This is a genomic window from Asticcacaulis sp. P2_B1 (assembly GCF_056404915.1).
On sequence record NZ_JBFUDD010000008.1, the window covers coordinates 24,846 to 47,354 of the forward strand.

13 protein-coding genes are annotated in these 22,509 nt (G+C 60.1%); 9 read left to right on the plus strand and 4 right to left on the minus strand.

Annotated features, from left to right (window positions below; translation table 11 throughout):
* Positions 1-70: 70 nt before the first annotated feature.
* The 3 genes from AC1DX3_RS16485 to AC1DX3_RS16495 all read left to right on the plus strand — a co-directional run bounded on the left by AC1DX3_RS16485 (position 71) and on the right by AC1DX3_RS16495 (position 4,172).
* Positions 71-1,189 (plus strand): acyltransferase family protein, encoded by a 1,119-nt coding sequence (locus AC1DX3_RS16485; RefSeq protein WP_476990411.1) that lies wholly within the window; start codon positions 71-73, stop codon positions 1,187-1,189.
* 19 nt (positions 1,190-1,208) lie between these two features.
* Positions 1,209-2,558, plus strand: coding sequence for a gluconate:H+ symporter (locus AC1DX3_RS16490; protein WP_476990412.1), 1,350 nt, complete (start codon positions 1,209-1,211; stop codon positions 2,556-2,558).
* A 63-nt stretch (positions 2,559-2,621) separates the two neighbouring features.
* The gene (locus AC1DX3_RS16495) at positions 2,622-4,172 is read left to right on the plus strand and encodes a tetratricopeptide repeat protein (RefSeq protein WP_476990413.1); all 1,551 of its coding nucleotides are present in this window, start codon (positions 2,622-2,624) and stop codon (positions 4,170-4,172) included.
* Positions 4,173-4,230: 58 nt separating this feature from the next.
* Here the strand turns inward: AC1DX3_RS16495 and AC1DX3_RS16500 are convergent, their stop codons facing one another.
* Positions 4,231-5,703 (minus strand): methyl-accepting chemotaxis protein, encoded by a 1,473-nt coding sequence (locus AC1DX3_RS16500; RefSeq protein ID WP_476990414.1) that lies wholly within the window; start codon positions 5,701-5,703, stop codon positions 4,231-4,233.
* 552 nt (positions 5,704-6,255) lie between these two features.
* On the opposite strand from AC1DX3_RS16500, the gene AC1DX3_RS16505 reads away from it, so the two are divergent.
* The gene (locus AC1DX3_RS16505; RefSeq protein ID WP_476990415.1) at positions 6,256-6,861 is read left to right on the plus strand and encodes a cation efflux transmembrane domain-containing protein; all 606 of its coding nucleotides are present in this window, start codon (positions 6,256-6,258) and stop codon (positions 6,859-6,861) included.
* Positions 6,862-6,867: 6 nt separating this feature from the next.
* On the opposite strand, the gene AC1DX3_RS16510 is transcribed toward AC1DX3_RS16505, so the two are convergent.
* The gene (locus AC1DX3_RS16510; protein WP_476990416.1) at positions 6,868-8,892 is read right to left on the minus strand and encodes a M13 family metallopeptidase; all 2,025 of its coding nucleotides are present in this window, start codon (positions 8,890-8,892) and stop codon (positions 6,868-6,870) included.
* Positions 8,893-9,099: 207 nt separating this feature from the next.
* Here AC1DX3_RS16510 and AC1DX3_RS16515 point away from each other — a divergent pair, with 207 nt between their 5' ends.
* Positions 9,100-9,498 (plus strand): GFA family protein, encoded by a 399-nt coding sequence (locus AC1DX3_RS16515; RefSeq protein WP_476990417.1) that lies wholly within the window; start codon positions 9,100-9,102, stop codon positions 9,496-9,498.
* Here AC1DX3_RS16515 and AC1DX3_RS16520 read toward each other — a convergent pair.
* A complete protein-coding gene (locus AC1DX3_RS16520; RefSeq protein WP_476990418.1) occupies positions 9,495-10,268 on the minus strand; it encodes a class II glutamine amidotransferase in 774 nt (257 codons plus the stop codon). The two genes, AC1DX3_RS16515 and AC1DX3_RS16520, sit on opposite strands and share 4 nt — an antisense overlap.
* A gap of 213 nt (positions 10,269-10,481) precedes the next feature.
* On the opposite strand from AC1DX3_RS16520, the gene AC1DX3_RS16525 reads away from it, so the two are divergent.
* A complete protein-coding gene (locus AC1DX3_RS16525; protein WP_476990419.1) occupies positions 10,482-11,810 on the plus strand; it encodes a hypothetical protein in 1,329 nt (442 codons plus the stop codon).
* A gap of 6 nt (positions 11,811-11,816) precedes the next feature.
* On the opposite strand, the gene AC1DX3_RS16530 is transcribed toward AC1DX3_RS16525, so the two are convergent.
* On the minus strand, positions 11,817-12,065 hold the full coding sequence (locus AC1DX3_RS16530; protein WP_476990420.1) for a hypothetical protein: 249 nt from the start codon (positions 12,063-12,065) through the stop codon (positions 11,817-11,819).
* Between the two features lie 686 nt (positions 12,066-12,751).
* Between AC1DX3_RS16530 and AC1DX3_RS16535 the strand changes: the two genes are divergently transcribed.
* The 3 genes from AC1DX3_RS16535 to AC1DX3_RS16545 all read left to right on the plus strand — a co-directional run bounded on the left by AC1DX3_RS16535 (position 12,752) and on the right by AC1DX3_RS16545 (position 22,299).
* Positions 12,752-19,843 carry a M10 family metallopeptidase C-terminal domain-containing protein gene (locus AC1DX3_RS16535; protein WP_476990421.1) on the plus strand — a complete coding sequence of 2,364 codons (7,092 nt, stop codon included), beginning with the start codon at positions 12,752-12,754 and terminating at the stop codon, positions 19,841-19,843.
* A gap of 378 nt (positions 19,844-20,221) precedes the next feature.
* A complete protein-coding gene (locus tag AC1DX3_RS16540) occupies positions 20,222-21,328 on the plus strand; it encodes a helix-turn-helix transcriptional regulator (RefSeq protein WP_476990422.1) in 1,107 nt (368 codons plus the stop codon).
* Positions 21,328-22,299, plus strand: coding sequence for a helix-turn-helix transcriptional regulator (locus AC1DX3_RS16545; RefSeq protein ID WP_476990423.1), 972 nt, complete (start codon positions 21,328-21,330; stop codon positions 22,297-22,299). Before AC1DX3_RS16540 ends, AC1DX3_RS16545 begins: the two co-directional genes overlap by 1 nt.
* Positions 22,300-22,509: the final 210 nt, after the last annotated feature.

Sequence of the window (22,509 nt, forward strand, 5' to 3'; positions counted from 1 at the left end):
CGCAGGCCCCGAAGCCCGCGGCACATTTTATGAAAGCGGCAATAATGACGGTATCCAGGAAGGGTTGCAGATGAACGCCAATACGGGCCCGGAGCCGCAGCGTCTGATCTCCCTGGACGTCCTGCGCGGCCTGACATTGATCGGCATGATCGTGGTCAATACGGCGGCCGATCTGGAACAGAAGATGGCGACCTTTCCGTTCCTGCTCCACTCCCACTGGGAGGGGTTCACCCTGGCCGACAGCGTCTTTCCGGCGTTTCTGTTCATGGTCGGCACCTCGATTCCCATGGCGTTGGGAAAGGCGGCCGGTCAACCCGCCGCATCGACCCTGCGCCATATCGTGCAACGCAGCCTGGTCCTGATCCTGATTGGCTTTATCCTGCACAATCTCGGTTCGCTCAGCGACTTTTCCCGGCCGCTGCGCCCGTTCGGCGTGCTTCAGCGCACCGGCCTGGCCTATGGCGTCTGCGCCTTCCTGTTCCTGTACATGAAGCCGCGTCTGCGCTTGATGCTTATTCCGCTCCTGTTGCTGGCCTATTGGGCGTTGCTCTATGTCCCCTGTCCTGACGGCGTGATGACCGACCTGTGGCAGCGCGGGCATAATTTTGTCGGCGCCTTCGACCGCCTGCTGCTGGGCGATCATCGCTATGTCAAAGGCCCGGAAGGCTATGACCCGGAAGGCCTGCTGGGCGACATCCCCAGCATCGCCCACGTCCTGATCGGCGTCGCCGTCGGCGAATATCTCCAGAAAAACCGCGGGCTTGCCGCCATGACGCGATTGGCCGTGGCCGGGCTGGTCATGACCGCCGTGGGCGCCGGTTGGGGCTTTGTCCTGCCCGTCGTCAAGAGCCTGTGGACGCCCAGCTTCGTCCTGCTGAGCTGTGGTTTGACCATGACGGCCCTGGCGGCCTTGAGCGCGTTGCTCGACACCGGGCAGGGGGAGGGGCGGGCGCCCAATCCCGTCGTGGCCTTTTGCCTGGCCTTCGGCATGAACGCCATCCTGGCCTATACGCTGCACGTCCTGGCATCGTGCATCCTGGGGGCGGACCTGTTCACGGTGCCCTATTCCTATCTCGCGCCGCTGATCGGCGGGGTGTGGGCCGAGCTGCTGCCCATTACCATTTTCCTTGCGCTCGTCTGGCTTCCCCTGGCCTATATGCAGCGCAAGCGATGGATCGTGAAAATCTGAACGTCGAAGGAGAGCTGTTTTGATCGTTCTTGCCGTTGTGGTCCTGGTGGCGCTGCTGATCGTTCTGATCAGCTGGGGCAAGGTGCCGGCGTTTGCCGCCTTCCTGATTACGGCCGTCACCGGCGCCCTGGCTTTCGGTATGCCTTTGGAAGGTATCGGCAAGTCGCTGGAGCACGGCATAGGCGACATGCTGGGAGGGATTACGGCGATTATCTGCCTGGGTGCCATGTTCGGGCGCGTGATCGCCGAAAGCGGAGCAACCCAGACCATTGCCAGGACGCTGATCGGCCTTGTCGGACAACGCTTCATCCTGATCGCCATGGCCTTTACCGGCCTGATCGTCGGCATACCGCTCTTCTATACGGTCGGCTTCGTCGTCATGGTGCCGCTGATCTTCTCACTGGAACGCAGCGCCAGATTGCCCGCCGTCTATCTCGGTATCCCGCTTTTGTGCGGTCTGTCGATCGCCCACGGTTTCCTGCCGCCGCATCCGTCGCCGATCGTGCTGGTCAAGATGTTCGGCGCCGATACCGGCCTGACCCTGATCTACGGCCTGATTGTCGGCGTCGTCGCCCTGATGGTCGCCGGTCCCTTACTGGCCCTGACCCTGAAAGGCATCGCCCCCCAGGCCACGGATCCGGCGACCGGCCAGGCGCCGATGGCGTCAGCCCTGACCGATGTCCCCGAAGACAGCCTGCCCGGTGCGTTCAACAGCTTTTTCACCGCCCTGCTGCCCGTGCTGCTGATCGCCGCGGCGACCCTTCTGGCCTATGTGCAGGATAAACCACCCGTCCTCGCGGCGGTTTCGGCGCTTCTCGGACAACCGACGCTCGTCCTGTTGATCTCCCTGATCTACGCCACCTTCAGCCTGTGCCTGGCCCGCGGCAAGGACATCAAGGCCCTGATGCAGGGCTACGGCGTCTCCCTGAAGGACGTCGCCGGCATCCTGCTGATCCTGGCTGGGGCCGGGGCCCTGAAACAGGTCTTTGTCGACGCCGGCGTCACGGTGCAACTGGCCACCTGGCTGCAGACCATTCCTCTGCAGCCCCTGCTTCTCGGCTGGCTGATCGCCATGATTATCCGCATCGCCCTGGGCTCGGCCACCATTGCCGGGCTGACGGCCGCCGGCATCATGACGCCTGTCGTCGTTGCAGGTCACGCCGACCCGAACCTGATGGTCCTGGCGATCGGCGCCGGCAGCCTGATGTGCTCGCACGTCAACGACGCCGGTTTCTGGATGTTCAAGGAATATTTCAATCTCAGCCTGAGGGACACTTTCCGCTCGTGGACCCTGATGGAGAGCCTGGTGGGCGTGGTCGGCCTTTTGGGCGTGCTCGGCCTGAACCTGGTCTTGTCGCACGCCGGCTGAAAAATATCCGATTGATTGCCAAGGCACCGGCTGTCAGAATGGAGCAGGAATATGGGGGAAGCCATGAAACGAAGCCTGTGGACGGGCGCGATCGCCCTGACCTTGATGGCCGGCGCAGCGCACGCGCAGGTCGGCGTTTTTCACATCTATACACAACCGGCCCCGCCCGTGGTCTATCGCAACCTCACGCCGGAATGCCTGCCCGGCGACCAACGCTCCGCCCAGCAACATTATCGGACCGCGCTGAAAAACTGGCAGGCCAAGATCGGCGCCGGTGAGGAAAACGCCTATGCCTGCGCCACTCTGGCGGCGGTCGAAGGCGATGTGACGGCGCAAGGTTTGCTCGGCCTCATGTATGTAGAGACCACCCCCAGCGACATGATTGGCGTCTCGGCTTCGTCGAACTTTTACAACGACACCGACGCCGGACTCTATTGGCTGAAAAAGGCCGCCGATGCTGGCGACGCCTCGGCGGCCCTCCATCTCGGCAATCTCTACGACTATGGCCTTGTCGCCATGCAGGACGATGCCGAGGCGGCACGGTGGTATCAAAGGGCCCTGGAGCTGGGTTCCGGCCCGGCCAAGGATGCTCTCAAAACCTTGCAGGCCAGGCCCGCCAGGGAGCAGGCCTTTCTGAGCAAACTCCTGCCCCGGGCTGAAACCGGCGACGTCAGGGCCATGCAGGCCCTGGGCGAGGCCTATGGCAGCGGAAGAGGCCTGCGCATCGACTATGCCAAATCCGCGCAATGGCTGACCCGGGCGGCCGAGGCGGGCGATCATCAGGCGCAAAGCGATCTCGGCCTGCTCTATCGCGATGGTCTGGGTGTCCCCAAGGACGTCAATACCGCGGTGGACTGGCTGCTGAAAGCGAACGACCAAGGCTTTCATACTTTCGACTGGGTGGTCGCGGAATTGTACGACAGCCAGCAACTCGACAACGGTCACATGGACCTGGTCGCGGCGCGGGGCAAGGCCGGCAAGATGCGCTACGCCTTTGGCGATAGGATCGTGCTCGATGCGTCGCCGAAGGCCCGGACACAGGCGACCTCGGGCGGCGGCGCCCGGGCGTCCGATATTGCCGGTGTCTTGGCGAATAACGATGCGGCTCCGGCGGCCGCACCCGATGCCGCTGAACCGGATGCCGATCCGCAGACCCTGGCGAAAGCCGGGGCCGGCGACAAGGTGGCGCAATTCTATGCCGGGGTAATGTACCTCAACGGCACGGGTGTTCCGGCGGATACGGCGCAGGCGCGGCAGTGGTTCGAGAAAGCGGCGGACGCCGGTCTTCCCGACGCCCAGATCAATCTCGGTGACCTCTATTATGCCGGCAAGGGCGTCCCTCAGGACTATGCCAAGGCCTTTGCCTGGTATCAAAAGGCGGCGGATCAGGGCGACTATGACGGACGCTACAATGCGGCGGTCATGCTCGATAAAAGCCTGGGCGCCCCGCCGAATCCTGTCCTGGCCTATGCCGACGCCATCTATCTGCAGATATGGCACGACCCGCGCGCGCCAGGCCTGATCCAGGCGCTGAAAACCCATACCAGCTTTGAGGATCAGGCCATGGCCTTACGGCTGGCAACGCAATGGGCGCTGGCGCATTTCGCCAGTTGAAGTCTGTCAGCTGAAGCCGGGCAGTTGAAGTCTCGCGGTCGAGCTCTGCCAGGTGGTGTCAGCCAAGCGAGCGGGCGGCCTGACGGACGCTCTTCGCCGACTGATCGACCTGTTCCGCCGCGCTGGCGATCGTGGAGGTATTTTGCGTGATCGTATCGACGCTCCCGGCCGCGCTTTGCATGTTCTGGGCAATATCGCGTACGACGGCCGATTGCTCGTTCATGGCGCCGGCAATGCCGGTCGAGATCATGTTGATCTGTCCGATGATGTCGGCGATCTGTTCGATGGCGCCGACAGCGCCGCCGGTCGAGGCCTGGACAGCGGCGATCTGGTTGCCGATTTCCTTGGTAGCGCTCGAGGTCTGCGCCGCTAAAGTCTTGACCTCGGTGGCGACGACCGCGAAGCCTTTTCCCGCCTCGCCGGCGCGCGCGGCTTCGATGGTGGCGTTCAGCGCCAGAAGGTTGGTCTGGGAGGCAATCTGATTGATCAGGCCGACGACATCGCCGATGCGCTGCGCCGCCGCCGACAGGCCGGAAACGATATCCGTCGTTTCGCTGGCCTTCCTCACGGCTTCCTGCGACACGTCCAGGGCGAGATGGACCTGCTGATTGATTTCGCCGACGCTCGCCACCAGTTCCTCGGCGCCGGTGGCGACGACCTGGACATTGGAAGAGGTCTGGGTCGAAGCGGCCGCCGTATCGATGGCCAAGTGGCTTACCTCGGTGATGGCCGTGGTGATTTCCTCGAGATCGCGGCTGATCCCGGCCTGGACCTTCTCCCGGCGTTGGCGTTCCTGGACCTGGGCGGTGATGTCGGTGGCGAACTTCACCACCTCATGAGGCTTGCCGCTGGCGTCGAAAATGGGATTGTAGGAGGCCTGGATCCATACCTCCTTGCCGCCCTTGCCGATGCGCTTATATTCCGCGACCTGGAATTCCCCCCGGGCCAATGCTGCCCAGAACTCCCGGTATTCGGGGCTGTTGCGATAGCTGGGCTCGACGAACATTGAATGGTGCTGACCGCGGACTTCGTCGAGCCGATAGCCGAGCGCCTTTAGAAAGTTGTCATTGGCGTCGAGAACCGTGCCTTTGAGGTCGAAATGGATAACGGCCTGGGCGCGGTTGATCGCCACGATCTGACCTTCGGCCTCGGCGGCCTGCAGCTTCTGGCTGGTGATGTCGGTGGCGATCTTGACGACCTTGACGGGACGGCCGTGCTTGTCGAAAACCGGATTGTACGAGGCCTGGATCCAGACTTCCCGGCCGCCGTTGCCTATACGAAGATATTCCGCGATATCGAAACGACCTTCCTTCAGCCTGGCCCAGAACTGCCGATACGCCTCGCTGTTACGGTAGTCTTCCTTGACGAAGATGCTGTGATGCTTGCCTTTGATGTCCTCAAGCCGATAGCCCATGGCCTTGAGGAAGTTGTCATTGGCCGACAGAATAGTGCCGTCCATCGCAAATTCGATAATGGCCTGGGACTTCATGAAGGCCGCGAGCGTGGCCTGGGCGCTGGAGCTGAAAAACATGGCAGAACTCGGTTAAAGAAGGCGCGGGCAGGGCGCCACCGTGTAAAACCATGTTGTCGATTGGCTTAAAAAATTCTTACGAAAAGACACAGGTTTTTTTTCCAGGCATCTTTTCCCGGTTTTTTCCAACCTTCGGTCCGGAACGACAGTTGCCGGTTTCCTGTTGCCGTCAAAAGGCGCCAAGGCCGTTAGCTATGCCCGTTGCGTTGGTGGCGGTTGCGCCGTCCAGCACATTATTGCCGCCATTGAACAAGGGGCTGTCAAGGCTGCCTAACTTCGCGTCTTTTCCGTTCAACAGGGCGAATTTAGCGCAATTCACGCCGCTTTAACCGCCGAAAATCCGCACGCAAAGCCCTGATAACGCGTACCCGACCTCCTCCAAGCCGCCTCTAGGGCGCCAAAACTCCGGCCGGGAGGGGAGTGGCGGGCAATTCCGCAGGATAAGTGCGTCGGCCAAGGCACGCCAAAAGGTGAAAAGCGGGGCGACAAGACCACAGAACGCGCGCATATCCTACCTTTCACCTCCCTTTCACGCCACCCACGGAACAGACGATGATCGAAGCGGACGAAATCGCTGCCAATGCGCATTTGCGCCGTACCGTTATCATTGTCGCCCTGGCCAATCTTGCCTATTTCGGCGTCGAATTCATCGTCGCCCGCCAGATCGGGTCGGTATCGCTATTTGCCGACAGCGTGGATTTTTTCGAGGACGCCGCGGTCAATATCCTGATTGCGGTCGCCCTGGGCTGGTCCCAAAAGCTGCGATCGCGGGCCGCCATGGCCATGGCGTTCATCCTGTTGGCACCGGCCCTGGCTTTTATCTGGACGGCCTGGCAGAAATTCCACACCTTCGCGGCGCCGGAACCCTGGCTGCTGTCGGGCACCGGTCTCGGCGCCCTGGCCGTCAATTTGGCGTGCGCCTTCTTGCTGGCACGATTTCAGCATCACAAGGGCAGTCTGACGCGCGCAGCCTTCCTGTCTGCCCGCAATGATGCCGCGGCCAATATCGCCATTATGCTGGCCGGCGCCGCGACCCTGGTCTGGCCTTCGGCGTGGCCGGATTTGATCGTAGGCATCGGAATCGCCATCATGAACGCCGATGCAGCGCGTGAGATTTGGGAGGCCGCCAAATCTGAGCATGACGAGGCCAAGGCCTGACTGTCGTCACCAGATGCCGACACGGTCTTCCGGTGGCAGGTACAGCCTGTCGCCCGGTTTGATGCCGAAAGCCTTGTACCAGGCGTCGTCATTGCGCACCGCGTCGCTGCGGTATTCGCCGGGCAGGTGGGTGTCCGTCTTGACCTGACGGCGCAGGGCGGTCTCGTCCTGAAGTCGGCGCCATCTTTGCGCAAAGGCAAGATAAAAACGCTGTTCACCGGTCAGGCCGCCAATGACGACATCGGGTTTGCCATGCAAGGACAACAGATAGGCGTCGTGGGCCGTCCGCAACCCGGCCAGGTCGGCAATGTTTTCGCCCAGTGTCTGGGTGCCGTTCAGGCACAGGTCGGGCAGGGGGCAATCGTGATCGACCTGGGTTACCAATTTCGCCGCCGTGGCGTGGTAGTTGGCGGTGTCTTGCGGCGTCCACCAGGCGCCGAGGCGGCCCTGGTCGTCATAGATGTTGCCCAGTTCGTCGAAGCTGTGGCTGAATTCGTGGGCCATGCCGGCGCCGGCCGAGCCATAGTTCGACGCTGCATCGCCTTCGGGATCGAAAAACGGTGGCTGCAGCAAGGTAGCGGCGAAGAACTCGCTATTGGGGCTGAACATGATGATGGCGCCCACCGTTTGCGGATGGATCGGCCATTCCATCGGGTCCGCCGGCTGGGTGAGCCGGGTGAGGTTGCGCTGGCGGTTGAAGGCTTCAGCCCGGCGCAGATTGCCGAAAGCGTCGTCGCGCGCCACGTCCAGCGCGCCATAGTCGAGCCAGGTGTCGGGATAGCCGAGACCGACCTTGAAAGCGGCCAACTTGGTCAGGGCCTTGGCGCGGGTCGCCGGCGACATCCACGTCAGGTTCTCGATGCGGCCGCGATAGGCGGTCAGGATATTGGCGGCCATGTCGTTGGCCGCGGCCTTGGCGGCGGGCGGAAAGTAAGCCTGGGTGTAGAGTTGGCCAACGGCCTGGCCCACAGCGCCATTGGTGGCGGCGATGGCGTCCTCACCGCGGTCAGGCATTTGGGTCGCGCCGTTCAGGACAGTTCCGTAAAATGCGAAATGTTCGGCCTGGACGGCGCGCGGCAGGACGGCGGCGTAGTGGTCGATCAGGTGAACGCGGAGATAGTCCTTCCAGGTGTCGACGTTTTCACCTCCGACCAGGGCGGCCAGGCCGGTGACTGCCGTGGGCTGCCAGATGGTGAAATTCTGCTGATGGTCGAGGCTGGCGGCCGTGAACCAGGCCTCCCAGTCCATGCCCGGCGCCTTGGTGGCGAAGTCGGCGCGGTGCCACGGATTGTTCTGCTTAAAGACGTCCGCCGCGTCGGAATCCGGCGCATGCGATTGCGCTAGCTTGATTTCCAGCGCCAGGACACGGCCCGCGCGAGCATCGGCGTCGGGCAGGCCCGCCAGTTTCAGCACGGCGGCGATATGGGCCTGATACTGGGTCCGCAAGGTAGCCGCTTCCGGTGACGCGGAGAGATAGGACTCGCGGTCGGGCATGCCCAGCCCGCCTTGCAGGAGGTGCGGATAATTGTGCGCTCCGTCTTCGTAGCCCTGATTGACCAGCAGGCCCAGGACATGGTCGCCGTTGGCCGTGACGCCGTCGACCTCGCTGTTCAAGGTGCCGCCGAGGTAAGCCGACAGGGATTTGGTGTCGGAAATCGCGGCAATGGCGGCCATGTCGGCGGCCAGGGGTGTCAAACCTTTGGCCTCGATACTGTCCTGGTCCACAAAGGCCGCGTAATAGTCGCCGACCTTCTGTTGAGGGGTGCCGGAGGGCGCCTTGGCCGTGGCGGCGCCCTGGATCAGGTCGCGCACTCTTTGGCGAGTCAGGGCGTTGATCATGGCGCGGGTGTCGTAGGTCGTCAGGCCGGCAGGGACGTTGGCCGTTTTCAGCCAATTGCCGTTGGCATAACGGTAGAAGTCGTCGCCGGGCTTCACGGACGGGTCGATGTCCTGAACGGCCGGCGCTGCGAAAGCTGTTGTGGCGAGCGTGCAGAAGATCACGGCCAGAGCCGTCGAGCGGAAAAAGGGCATGGTGGCATCCTCAGGAGCGAACACGGAAAGGCAACAAACGCACGCCGCCGGGGCGCGGGATTCATGCCGGCCATGGCCAATGTCGAGCAGAGGTAGGTCTCCGGTCGCCAGAATCTGTCAGCAGCGAAATGGGTTGAGACTCGTGCTTATTGCGTTCGATGTGCGCGTGCCTGATAGTTCGAAGCGCGACGGCAGGGGAGGAAAGCCATGCAAAAAACAGTTACGGGCGGATGCCATTGCGGTGCCGTGCGGTATGTGCTCGCCGCCGTCCAGGCCAGCATGGTCTGTCATTGCCGCACCTGCCAGCGCATCTCGGGAGCGCCTGTCGTCGCCTGGGCGAGCGTCGTGACCGACGACTATGTTGTTACCCAAGGCGAGCCTGCGCGCTACGCATCATCGCCTGGCGTTTCGCGCACCTTCTGCGGTCATTGCGGGACGCAACTGACATACGAAGCCGAGCCGGGCGAGATCGATGTCGCGATCGCCAGTTTCGACGATCCGGATGTCTCTCCACCCACCCATCATTCTTGGCTCAGCCACAATATCGTCTGGGTGAAATTCGGCGACGGCCTGCCGAGCTATCAACAGTCGCGCTCGGATGGCTAAAAGCGCGCGCCGACCAGGTCGCCGTTGCGCGCGACCAGGGTCGTGCCCTGCGCCACCTGGGTCCAGGTCTCATTTTTGGTCAACGGTGTCGAGGCCAGGATCAATACGCGATCGTTGGGGGTTGTTTCCTTGGAAAAGTCGACCTCGAGGTCTTCGTCGATCAGGCTGGCCGGGCCGAACGGCGCCTTGCGGGCAACATAACACAGCTTGGTCGAGCAACTGGCATAGAGCGAACGGCCATCGCTCAGCAGGGCGTTGAAGACGCCGAGACCGCGCAGATCGGCAAAGAGCCCGGCGATCTTTTTCGACAATTGCCCATCCGTGGGACGTTTGGGGAAGGCGGCCCGAAGTTGATCGAGGATCCAGCAGAAGGCGTGTTCGCTGTCGGTCGTACCGATCGGCATATAATAGCCGAGTTTGCGCTTCTTGATGCCTTTTAGTTGGCCGTTATGGGCGAAACTCCAGGCGCTGCCCCACAGTTCGCGGGTGAAGGGGTGGGTATTTTCCAGCGAGGTCTTGCCACGGTTGGCCTTGCGGACATGGGCGATGACCATCAGGCTCTTGATGGGATAGGAACGGATAAAGCGCGCCAGTTCGGATTGGGCGCTCGGGTTCGGGTCGTGGATGCTGCGGCAGCCCTTGTGTTCGTAAAAGCTGATACCCCAGCCGTCGGTGTGCGTGCCCGTCGCCCCGCCGCGCTGGGACAGGGCGGCGAAGCTGAAACGCACATCGGTCGGCACATTGGCGCTCATGGCCAGGAGCTCGCACATCGGGGTACTCACGCAGGGCGTTTAAGGGATGGGCGTCGTAGCGCGAAAGGATATGCCGGAGCAACACGCGATGCGTCTCCAAGCCATTAATGGCAATACCGTGGCGCAAGATTTCACGTCTGAAACTCAATTTCTGTTACGTTATACGTAGCAACTTGTTATAACGTATCCATCGTTTTTCCGGGGGCGTTGGGCTGTTCTGCGGATGGCAATATGTCAGGTAAAATCTTTCTGGTCACGCGCAACGATGGTTTGGGCGAGCGTCTCAAGGCAATGCTCAACGCCATTGTCCTGGCCGACTATTTCGGTGTCGATTTCAAGATTCGGTGGCGTCTCAATCCGACGTTGACAGGTGGAGGGCATTGTATCGTTGCGGCCGCGGCGACCTTCGATCCGGTGTTTATAACGGATCATTGCGTGACGAATCCCGACCTTACCCGGTTCGTCACCCTAAAGCCGGTGGGATTGCCGCTGGAGGGTATCCGCAAGCTACTCGATAGCGCGCCTGACGGTATTATCGTAAATCAGGAGGCTATAGAGCGCCTGGTTACCGGACTTGACGATTTGCCCGGCCGGTTGAAGGACGCCTGGCGACGCATAGATTTCGCGTCGGATCTGCGCGATGAAATGGCGCGTGCCGCGACCATACCCCTTCCACCCAATGCGGTGGCACTGCACCTCCGCGCCGGAGATATGATCTATGGCAACTTCCGCCTGTTCGACAGCTATACCCATAAGGCGCTGTGCTATCCGGTCGCCAAGCACATCATCGAAGAGCGCCTCGCGGCCGGGCAGACGCCGATCATTTTCGGCCAGGACGTGCCGACCTGCCGGCTGTTGGCCGGGAAGTTCGGTCTGAAGCTGGCATCGGACTTGCTTAACCTGACAGACGATTTAGGTACGGCCCTCGCCGAAATCGTTCTGATGTCGCGCTGCGCCCAGATCTATGCTGGGGTGAGCGGGTTTTCCCGTGTGGCCGAGTTGATCGGCGGCGGCAAGATCATCACGCCGGCGGGCGAAAGTGCGGCGAGCGTCGTCGATATGATTGCCAGCGATCCCGACCTTTACGACCCCGAAGTGCCGCTGTCCGGACCACAGCGCGCTTTCGCCTTCTATAATCTGGTCCATTACGGCCGCGATGTCGTCGCGCCCGAGAGCCTGATCGAGGCCTTGGATTGCGCCCTTTTTTACGACCGCGGCAATGCTTTCTATGCGATCCTGAAGGCCATGTATGAGACTGAAGTCGGCAAGCTCGACGACGCCGAAAGAACCCTGTGCGACATGCTGTCGGTGTCATTGCAGGACGACGTCGATTTCAAGGAAACGACGGTACGCCGCGTGATCAAGAACGCTTTTGGCGGTTATCAGCGGACCAGCAAGACGAATTTACGCCCCTATCTGGAAAGCCTGAGCCAACGGCCGCAATACGATCGGCCATCGACGTTGTTCATTGGACAATTGGCGCGGCTGGCGGCCGAAAAGGGCGAGGGCTTCGAAGACGAACAGGCGGTGCGCCAGCAGCGCGTGGCGCAGTATGCGTAAGGAAAGCTAACAACCGACGCCTTCGACAGCGGCCAAGTGACGGTCTACCAACTTTTGCACGGCATAAACCAGGGTCAACGGACCCGTGACACACATGTCGTGTTTATCGAACAGGTTGTCGATCTCCTCGACGACGCGAGCGGACTCCGGCCGCAGGGCCACCAGTTGTTTGACGGCGGCGCGGGCCGTGTGGCGGTCGATGACCTTTTGGTCCAGGCGGCGAAAGACGCGGTCGATTTCCAGGGGCAGGGACATATGGCATCTCCATCTTCGCAAGCCGGACGTTAGCAGGCGCACACATAAATTGGCGATGTGGCTGCGCTGGTTAACGGCAATTTACTGTGGATTCTTCACGCGGCCGGCAAGTGGCCGGGATGCGAAGATCTGGGCTTGGAAATGGTATTTTGGGCTTGCAAAATGTGGCAAGAACGTTACGGTGGTGACACGTAACGTCGTTATGGTCGTTGCGGGGGTGACGAAGTCCGGTCGGGGCGGTCCGGGATTTTGTCGAAACGCGTCGAGTTTTTTGCTTTTGACCGCGTAAGCCGTTCGAAAAGTGCCGGAACCTTCCCGGAGACTTTGGCAACTGCGCGATGGTAACACGCGCTCGTTGTACCAGATGACTGGTCAATCGTGACAGTATGTTGAAGATGTAACTGCTCCTGTAGCAATCAGGTAAAATCTGATTTACCAACCGGCTCAATTACAGCGTTGAATCTGTACGGAAATTTTGTGCAATGCGGTTAAGCTTTACATAATGTTCACTAATAATTTATATCGATTTCTATAAAAAACGGCCTATGAAAACTTAAAAATCGGTATATTCTTCCGCTTTCTGTGCAGTATTGCCCCGGGGACAGGGTACATATCGTCCGCCGCGGCGCGTGAATCTCAGTATTCAGTAACGTTATACAATAACTTTTAAAATCAGGGTGACACCAATGCGCGCGCAATTTCGCTCGGGCACCGACACGTCGGTTGCCACGAATCTCAATCTGACAAACACAGCCAATATCGGCCTTTCGGAAGCGGCCTTCCAGGGCGGAGGGGGAGGCGCGCCCGCGGGCGTGGGCGCCTATAGCGGCGCGGCCGCCTTCAGCCATGCCCTCTCGGGTTTTCTCAACTATTCGGCCACGGCGGCGGTAACGGCGTCGCCTTTTGCTTTGCCTACCGACGGCTTTGTCGCCGCGCCCCGTGAAACCGCGGTCACACACGGCAGTCTCTTCGACACGGGCGGTTTCGACGGCAGTTCATTATTGGGGGCTTTGGGCACGGGCGGCGATACCGGTACAGTAGCCGGTGGACCGACGCGCCATTATGCCGGCAATTCCGGGGGCATTACCGACGCTTCCGGTCCCGGTCTCACGACGAGGTTGACGGAAACCTTTAGCGGCGGCACCTACCATTTCAGCGGCAATCAGGATATTGACGCCACGTTGATCGGTTCGAAATGGTCGATCACCAACCTGACCTACAGTTTCCCGACCAGCGGCGCCAATTATAATTCGCCCTATTACAAGCCTGACTACGTATCGCATCAGGTTGTGTTGAACGCGGCTCAGCAGGCGGCGTCGGTTTATGCTTTCAACCTCATTTCCAGCTATACCAACTTGCATTTCAGCCAGGTCACCGAAACGGCTTCGGTTCACGGCAACATTCGTATGTCGCAGACGACCAGCACTCAGCAGGGCTCGGCGGAAGGCAATTTCCCCGGCAGCGATGCGTCGGACGGCGATATCTGGATCGGCAAGAGTGCCAGCAATCCGCAGCCCTTCTACCTGACGCCGAATATCGGCAACTGGGGGCAGGCGACGTTCATGCACGAAATCGGCCACACCATGGGGCTGAAGCACGGGCACCAGGACTATACCAGTTTCGACCTGACGACCGGCGGCTATGTCGACGGTCCGGGACCGTTCTTCGGCACGGCGGCTTTGCCGTCGTCGCATGACGGTCAGGACTGGTCGCTGATGACCTATCGCTCCGATCCGCTCAACGGCATCAGCTTTCAGGGTGACCAGTTCAACCAGCCCCAGACCTATATGCAGGACGACATCGCGGCCTTGCAATATCTCTACGGGGCCAATTTCACCTCCAATGCCGGGGCGTCCGTCTATACCTTCAGCGCATCGACCGGTGAGATGTTTATCAATGGCGTCAGCCAGGGCGATCCGGACGGCAGCAAGATCCTGCGCACCATCTGGGATGGCAACGGCATCGACACCTATGATTTCAGTAATTACAGCAATAATGAAACCATCGACCTGGCGCCCGGCGCCTTTTCGACCTTCAGCACGGCGCAATTGGCCAATCACCGGGCCTATTCCGGCGGCACGGCCATGGCGGCGGGTAATATCGCCAATGCCTTGCTCTATAATGGCGATACGCGGTCGCTGATCGAAAACGCGAATGGCGGCTCGGGCAATGATTCGATGTCTGGCAACCAGGCGGCCAATACACTCAACGGCAATGCCGGTGACGACACCATAAACGGTCTGCTCGGCAACGATACGCTGAACGGCGGTGCCGGTAACGACACGATCAATGGCGGCGATGGCGCGGACACGATCAATGCCAGCGGCGCGTCCGGAACGGATACCGTGCACGGCAATGACGGCAATGATACGATATACTCGACAGGCGCCGGTACCTATTTCGGTGATCTTGGTAACGACTATATGTACGCCGGGATCGGTGTTAACGAGACTTTAGATGGCGGCGCGGGTACGGACACGATCGACACCAGCTTGTACACCGGCGACTATGTGCTCAACTTGGCGACCGGCGCCACGAATTTCCCCCCGGAATCCTATATCAATTTCGAGAACGCGACGACGGGTATCGGCGACGATACGATAACCGGCAGTTCGGGCGCCAATGTCATCAATGGCGGCGCTGGCGATGACAACATCACCGGCGGCGGTGGCGCGGACACGCTGAACGGTGGTGACGGTAACGACAATCTGAATGCCAACGCCTTTGCCAGCACCAGCCTCAATGGCGGCAATGGCAACGACTACCTTCAGGGTGGCTTCAATTATGGCAATACCTGGGATGGAGGCGCCGGCGTCGATACCATCGACCTGACCCTGCATAATTTTGCCGCCACCTATAACCTGGTCGCCGGTACCTATACGACCGTTAACGGCACACTTAATATTCTCAACTTCGAGAATGTTGTGGCCGGGGCGCAAAACGATACCATCATTGGAACAACGGGCGCCAATGTTCTCAATGGGAATAACGGTGACGACACGATTACGGGCGGTGGTGGCGCCGATACGCTGAACGGTGGCGACGGCAACGACAATCTCAATGCCACAGCTTTTGCTGCTACCAGTCTGAACGGCGGCAATGGCGACGACTACCTCCAGGGCGGGTTCCAATACGGCAATACCTGGGACGGCGGGGCCGGCATCGATACCGTCGATCTGACCCTGCATAATTTGGCCGCCACCTATAATCTGACGGCCGGTACCTACACGACCGTCAACGGCACGCTGAACATCCTCAACTTCGAAAATGTCGTTGCGGGTTCGAAGAACGACATCATCAACGGCACGACCGGCGTCAACAATCTCAACGGCGGCGGCGGCGACGACACGATCAACGGCAACGGCGGCGGCGACACCATCCACGGCGGCGCCGGCAATGATACGCTTGATGCTGGCGACTCCCTCAACAGCTTCGTTTACGGCGACTCGGGTAACGATTACATCTACGCTGTCGTCGGCAATCCCGAGACGCTTGACGGTGGAACCGGAACCGATACGCTCGATACGACAAGATGGAGCGGCAACTATGTCGTGAATCTGGCGACAGGGTTGACCAATTGGTCCGGCGAGTCCTTCACCAATTTTGAAAACCTTACGGCCGGCGCGGGCGACGACACCCTGACCGGTACTGCGGGCGCTAATGCCATCAACGGCGGTGACGGCAACGACGTCATCAATGGTGGCGGTGGTGGCGACACCATCCACGGCAATAACGGCAACGACACGCTCAATGCCGGAAGTGGTAGCAACGCTTCGGTCTATGGCGATGCCGGCGATGACGTTGTCTATGCCGTTCTCGGTACGCCGGAAACGGCCGACGGCGGCACCGGCACCGACCTGCTGGACACGACCTCCTTCAGCGGCGATTACGTTGTCAATATGACGACGGGTCTGACAAACTTCTCGGGCGAGTCCTTCACCAATTTCGAAAACCTTATCTCCGGCATCGGTAACGATACCCTGACCGGCACGTCGGGTAACAACATCATCCACGGCGGCGCAGGCAATGACACGATCAATGCCGGCGATGGCGTCGACAGCGTCTACGGTGATGACGGTGACGATGTCCTCGATGGCGGTGCCGGCTGGGACACCGTTATCGACGGTGGCAGCGGTTCCGATACGGTCGATTACAGCTGGATATCTTCGGGCTTCGACTCGGCTCACATTGTCATCGACCTGACGGTGAGCAGTTATTCTGATGACTTCGGCACCGAGACGCTGGTCAGTATCGAGAACGTGCTGGGCACACAGTCGGCGGATACCATCATCGGTACCTCGGGCGTCAATGTCCTCAATGGCAATGACGGCAACGACGTCATCAACGGTGGYGGCGGTGGTGACACCATCCACGGCGGCAACGGCAATGACACGCTGGACGCCGGCGATTCCAGCGGCAGTTCGGTCTACGGTGACAACGGTGACGACCTTATCTATGCCGTGCTCGGTACGCCCGAGACGCTGGACGGCGGTGCGGGTACCGATACCCTCGACACCACGCGCTTCACGGGTGACTATGTTGTCAATCTGACGACGGGTGTGACCAATTGGTCGGGCGAGTCCTTCGTTAATTTTGAAAACCTGACCTCGGGCAGCGGCAATGACACCCTGACCGGCACGACCGGAGCCAATGTCATCAATGGCGGCGCCGGCAATGACGACATCGACGGTAATGGCGGCAACGACACGATCGATGGCGGCGAGGGTGATGACAACATCCACAATACCAATACCGGAAACGGCCATTATTCGGGTGGCAATGGCAACGACACTATCGGTGGCATCTTCGCCTATGGCGTCGTTCTGGACGGTGGTGCTGGCACCGACACACTGGATATGAGCTTTGTCGGTAGCAGCAATCCTGTGCCGATTACGGTCGATCTCTCCGCCGGAACCTATTCGGACTCCATTGGCACCTTTACCTTGACCAATTTCGAAAACTATATTGGTTACGGTGGCGATGAGACGATCACGGGCACGTCGGGTGATAACAATATCAATGGCGGAGCTGGCAGTGACACCATCAACGGCGGTGATGGCAATGACGTCATCGTGGCCGGTGACATTATGGGCAACGATAGCACCATCGATACGGTCGACGGTGGCGACGGTGATGACACGATCACATCGTCGGGTAATGGCGCCTATGCCGGCGGTAACGGCAATGACCTGATCTATGCCGGCCTGACCAGTTCCGGACCGGAAAATCTGGATGGTGGCGCCGGCGTTGATACGCTGGATACCACCTCTTGGTCGGGCGACTACATCATCAATCTGGCCACAGGCTCAAGCAACTACGGCGGCGAATCGTTCATCAATTTCGAAAATGTGACGACCGGCGCAGGCAATGACAACCTGACGGGCACCGATGGTGATAATATCATCAATGGTGGCACCGGTGACGACACCATGGACGGCGGTCTCGGCAATGACAGCTACTATGTCGACAGTGCCGCTGATGTCGTGGTCGAGGCCACCGGCGAGGGGACGGACACCATCTATTCGTCCATCACCTATAATCTGGCCGGACACTTCGTCGAAAACCTGACCTTGATCGGCACCGCCGATATCGATGGGACGGGTAATAATTCGAACAATGTCCTGATCGGCAACAGCGGCATCAACAATCTCGATGGCGGCACCGGCAATGACACGATTGACGGTGGTGCCGGAGCCGACAAAATGACCGGCGGTGTCGGCAACGACACCTTCTATGTCGACGATATCGGCGACAATGTCGTCGAAGCCGACGGCGCAGGCACCGATCGCATCTTCTCGTCGGTCAGCTATACCCTGTCGGGACGCTTCGTCGAAACCCTGACACTGACCGGGACGGCCGATATCAACGCCACCGGCAACAGCAAGGACAACACGCTGAACGGCAATGACGGCGATAACGTCATCAATGGCGGCGGCGGCCTGGATGTCATGGCCGGCGGCAAGGGCGACGACACCTACACGGTCGACAATGTCGGCGACAATGTCGTCGAACTGACCGGCGAGGGCACGGATACGATCAACAGCTCGGTCACCTATAGCCTGTCGGGACGTTTCGTCGAAAACCTGAACCTGACCGGGGCCGGGGCCAACGACGGCACGGGCAACAGCCTGAACAACATCATCAACGGTAACGCCGCGGTCAACACGCTGAACGGCGGCAGCGGTGACGACACACTCGACGGCAAGGCGGGCGCCGACACCATGATCGGTGGCAGCGGAAATGACACCTTCGTCGTCGACAATGCCGGCGATGTCGTGACCGAGGCCGCGGCTCAGGGCAATGACACTGTCCGGTCCAGCCTGACCTATACGCTGGCGGCCAATTTCGAAAACCTGGTGCTGCTCGGCGCGGCGGCGATCGACGGCACCGGCAATACGGTGGACAACAGCCTGACCGGCAATAGCGCTGCCAACATCCTGAAAGGCTTGGACGGCAACGACTATATCGATGGCGGCGCCGGGGCGGACACCATGTATGGCGGCCTGGGCGACGACACCTTCATCGTTGATGATGCCGGTGACAATGTCGTCGAACTGACAGGCGAGGGTAACGACCGGATCAATTCGTCGGTGACCTACAGCCTGGCCGGACGCTTTGTCGAAACCCTGACACTTACTGGGGCGGCCAATATCAATGCCACGGGTAACGGTCTCGACAATAACCTCAACGGCAATGACGGCGTCAACAGTCTGGACGGCGGTACCGGCAACGACACCCTGGACGGCGGTCTGGGAGCGGATACCATGACCGGCGGCGCCGGCGACGACACCTTCTATGTCGATAATGTTGGTGATAATGTCGTCGAAGCCAGTGGCGCGGGGACGGACAAGATCTTCTCGTCGGTCAGCTATACCCTGGCGGGACGGTTCGTCGAAACCCTGACACTGACAGGGACGGCGGATATCGACGCCACTGGTAACAGCCAGGTCAATACCCTGGTCGGCAATGCCGGCAATAATACCCTGGACGGCGGCGCCGGCGCCGACACGATGAGCGGCGGTCTCGGCAATGACACCTATATCATCGACAATGCCGCCGATGTCGTCACCGAGCTGAGCGGGCAGGGCACCGACACGATAATGTCGTCGGTCACCTGGTCGCTGGTCGGCGCCTTTATCGAAAACCTGACCCTGACGGGCGCAGGAGCGATCAATGCCACCGGCAACAATTCGGCCAATATCCTGACCGGCAATTCGGCGGTCAACAGTCTGGACGGCGGTTCAGGCAATGATACGCTGGACGGCGGTCTCGGGGCGGACACCATGACGGGCGGTTCCGGCAACGACACCTTCTATATCGACAATGTCGGCGACAATGTCGTTGAAGCGAGCGGCGGCGGTACGGATATCATCTACACGTCCGTCGATTACAGCCTGGTTGGCCGTTTCGTCGAAACACTGCAATTGACGGGAGCGGGCAATATCAACGCCACCGGCAATAGCCAGGCCAATACACTGATCGGCAATACCGGCGACAATACCCTGAACGGCGGCAATGGCGGCGACGTCCTGACCGGCGGCCTGGGGGCCGATCTCTTCCTGTTCACGGTCGGCAGCAGCGCAGACACGATCACCGACTTCTCCGCTGGCGAGAACGACATGATCAATGTCAACGCCTATACCGGCGGTGTCGTGACCCTGGGCGACCTGTCGCAAGTCGGCGCCGACACCAAGCTCGACCTGGGCGGTGGCAATGTCATCACCATCCTGAACACGACCTATAACGATCCGAACCTGCTGAGCCATATCATCTGGTAAGGCGCTCGCCCGGCTCAGGTCGGGCGAGTCTGTACTGCGCGTTCGAGCTATAGTCTTCCTGAGGTAGTGCCCTCCCGTCTTTTGCGGGAGGGCACTATTTTTTTGCCATTTTTGAACGTTCGCGCTCTGAAATTATAGATGACGGGGCGACGACAAGTCGTTTGTTGCACTGCAACTACGATATCCGGGGGCATTTGCCTGTATTTTTGACGGTTATTTCATCTTCTTGTCATGATTTACCAAAAATTAGGTATGCGACTAAGGATTGTGGTCGCATAGTGTTTTTTTATTGATGATTTTAATATTTACAAAAGGCAGGCGGGGGCGGCCTTGACATCGAGCATAGTTGACCAACAATTCTTGGATCTGATTTACGCCATGCCGTTTGACGCCAGCTTGTGGCTCGAAATCATGGCGCGCGTTTCCGACGAAACGGGTTCGATGGGCGCGGTTCTGCAGTCGCCGCCGAAGGTAAACGGCGGCAAGGATTTCGAACTTTACGCCTTTCATAATTTCCGTCCCGAGGACATGGCCTACGGCATTGAGCACTATAGCCAGAGTGATCCCTTCAGCGGGCCCATGCTGGCCAAGTTGAGCGGTAATTATCAAAAGATTGCCCATGGCTTCGGCGCTATCGGCTCTCTCGACGCGCTGAAGGGCAACGGATTTTGGCACGATTACCAAAAGCGGATGGGCATGGGCGATGTCCTGGGGTTGATCCTGCACGAACCGGCGGCGCAGGCGTGGCCGGTCCTGTCCGTGGTGAAGAAGCGGGACAACGAAGCCTTTGACCCGGACCAGATCGCCAATTTTCAGGCACTGGCCTATCACCTCCGCTTCGCCACGCGACTACGTTTCAAACTTCTGGAGCTAGACAATCTGGCCTCCGATGTCACGGCGGTCTTCGACCATATTCCCACGCCATGTGCTCTGTTAGGGGCGCAGGGCAATGCCGTCCTAATCAACGAAGCCATGGCCGACTTTGTGGCCGGGCGAAGCGCTATTTCCTTGTCCAACGGGCGGTTCATGTCGTTGACCAAGCGTGTCGACGATGAACTTCAACGCGCCATCGCGATGGCGACGCGTGGCGTTTTCGGCGTACGTACCGGAGCGGAGGTCGTGGTTCCGGACGATTTGGGTGGCAAGCTGGTTGTTCTGGTGACGCCGGCCGGCGAGCGCAATGCCGTCATCTACGACCAGCGCTCGGCGTGTGCCGCGCTTTATGTCCTCCGCGAAAGCGTACTGGGGCCGGATGAACGTCAGACCCGGCGCCTCAAGGCGATCCTGCGTCTCAGCGATCAGGAAGCTCAGGTCGCCCGCGATATGATGGCCGGTCTGGCCCCCGAGGAGATCGCGCGGTTGCATGACAAGTCGGTTCTGACGATCCGCACCCAGGTCCGTTCGATCCTGACCAAGAACAATCTGCGGCGCGCGGGCGATCTGCAAGCTATGCGCCGGCTGTTCGACATCGACTTGATGTCATGATGGACGATCTTGCCCTCTCCGACGAGACTCTGATCGAGACGCTCTATATGGCAGGGGCGGATGCGCGCTACTGGCCAGACGTCCTGAAGGAAACGCTACGCGCCTTCGAAGCCCAGTACGCCGCCGTTTATCTTGCCTTGGGATTGGGCAAGGACCGGTTTGAACTGGTCTATCATCAGGATATGCCGGGAGACGGTTTTTTTTCGGCTGGCGATGGCGATCCCGGCGATATCGCGGACGCCCGCCGCCAGGCGGAGTTGGGCGTCACTTCCCATGCGTCGCACCGATGGATTCACGTCGTGGTGTCCGACACCGGCCGTCTGGCGCTTGTTCTGCGGCGACAGCCGGCCTTGCCGGCTTTCTCCGAGTTGACGGCGGAACAATTACAACGCCTGACACCCTTTTTCGGCCGGGTGTTAAAGGCGGCCGGCGATGGGCGCGGACGCATGACCGCCAACAGCCATCTGGAGGCCTTGAATGCCATGGCGATGGGATGCCTGGTCTTCAGCGAAGACGACAGGCTGGTATTCGCCAATGTCGCGGCGAAAGCTGTTGCAGCCCTAGATATCGGCATTCAGATAGTGGACGAGCGCCTGCGTTTTACGGACAAGCGAGCCCAGGCGACGCTCGACGCGGCTCTCTTGACCTTCTCACAAACGGAGCGGCGCACTCAGCGCCCGGTGATCGAGATCGTCGTACGCCCGCCTTCCGCAGCGCCCGTTCTGCTTATAGTCGTCCCAATCGGCGCGGAACCCGGTAATCCCTACCTCGCCAGCGGTCGTCTCAAGACAGCCGTCTATATTGTGCGGCCGGGCATAACGGATGGCCCGGGGACCGGGGCGTTACGCCTCGGCCGTCTCTACGGCCTGACCGTGGCGGAAGCCGAAATTACGCTCCAGTTGCTGTTGGGCAAGACGGCAAAGACGATTGCCGCCGATCGGGGTGTTTCGCTGCACACGGTGCGCGGCTAGATCAAGCAGATTCTCGATAAAACCCAGTCGAAGGGGCAGTCGGGCCTGTTCCGTCTGCAAGGCTTTTTTGAAGCCTGAGCGCGATTCAGCGACCTGGGAGGACAAGGTTTCCACCGTCTCGTGGGCAGATTTGACGAACGGCGTTCAATCTGCAAACGATACCAAAACCTGGGCATGCGAACATTGTTATCAAAAGTTAATGATAGGTTA

Coding starts and splice junctions, on each gene's coding strand:
- AC1DX3_RS16485 (WP_476990411.1), top strand. CDS start 71: ATGAACGCCAATACGGGCCCGGAGCCGCAGCGTCTGATCTCCCTGGAC.
- AC1DX3_RS16495 (WP_476990413.1), top strand. CDS start 2,622: ATGAAACGAAGCCTGTGGACGGGCGCGATCGCCCTGACCTTGATGGCC.
- AC1DX3_RS16500 (WP_476990414.1), bottom strand. CDS start 5,703: ATGTTTTTCAGCTCCAGCGCCCAGGCCACGCTCGCGGCCTTCATGAAG.
- AC1DX3_RS16505 (WP_476990415.1), top strand. CDS start 6,256: ATGATCGAAGCGGACGAAATCGCTGCCAATGCGCATTTGCGCCGTACC.
- AC1DX3_RS16510 (WP_476990416.1), bottom strand. CDS start 8,892: ATGCCCTTTTTCCGCTCGACGGCTCTGGCCGTGATCTTCTGCACGCTC.
- AC1DX3_RS16515 (WP_476990417.1), top strand. CDS start 9,100: ATGCAAAAAACAGTTACGGGCGGATGCCATTGCGGTGCCGTGCGGTAT.
- AC1DX3_RS16520 (WP_476990418.1), bottom strand. CDS start 10,268: ATGTGCGAGCTCCTGGCCATGAGCGCCAATGTGCCGACCGATGTGCGT.
- AC1DX3_RS16525 (WP_476990419.1), top strand. CDS start 10,482: ATGTCAGGTAAAATCTTTCTGGTCACGCGCAACGATGGTTTGGGCGAG.
- AC1DX3_RS16530 (WP_476990420.1), bottom strand. CDS start 12,065: ATGTCCCTGCCCCTGGAAATCGACCGCGTCTTTCGCCGCCTGGACCAA.
- AC1DX3_RS16540 (WP_476990422.1), top strand. CDS start 20,222: ATGCCGTTTGACGCCAGCTTGTGGCTCGAAATCATGGCGCGCGTTTCC.
- AC1DX3_RS16545 (WP_476990423.1), top strand. CDS start 21,328: ATGGACGATCTTGCCCTCTCCGACGAGACTCTGATCGAGACGCTCTAT.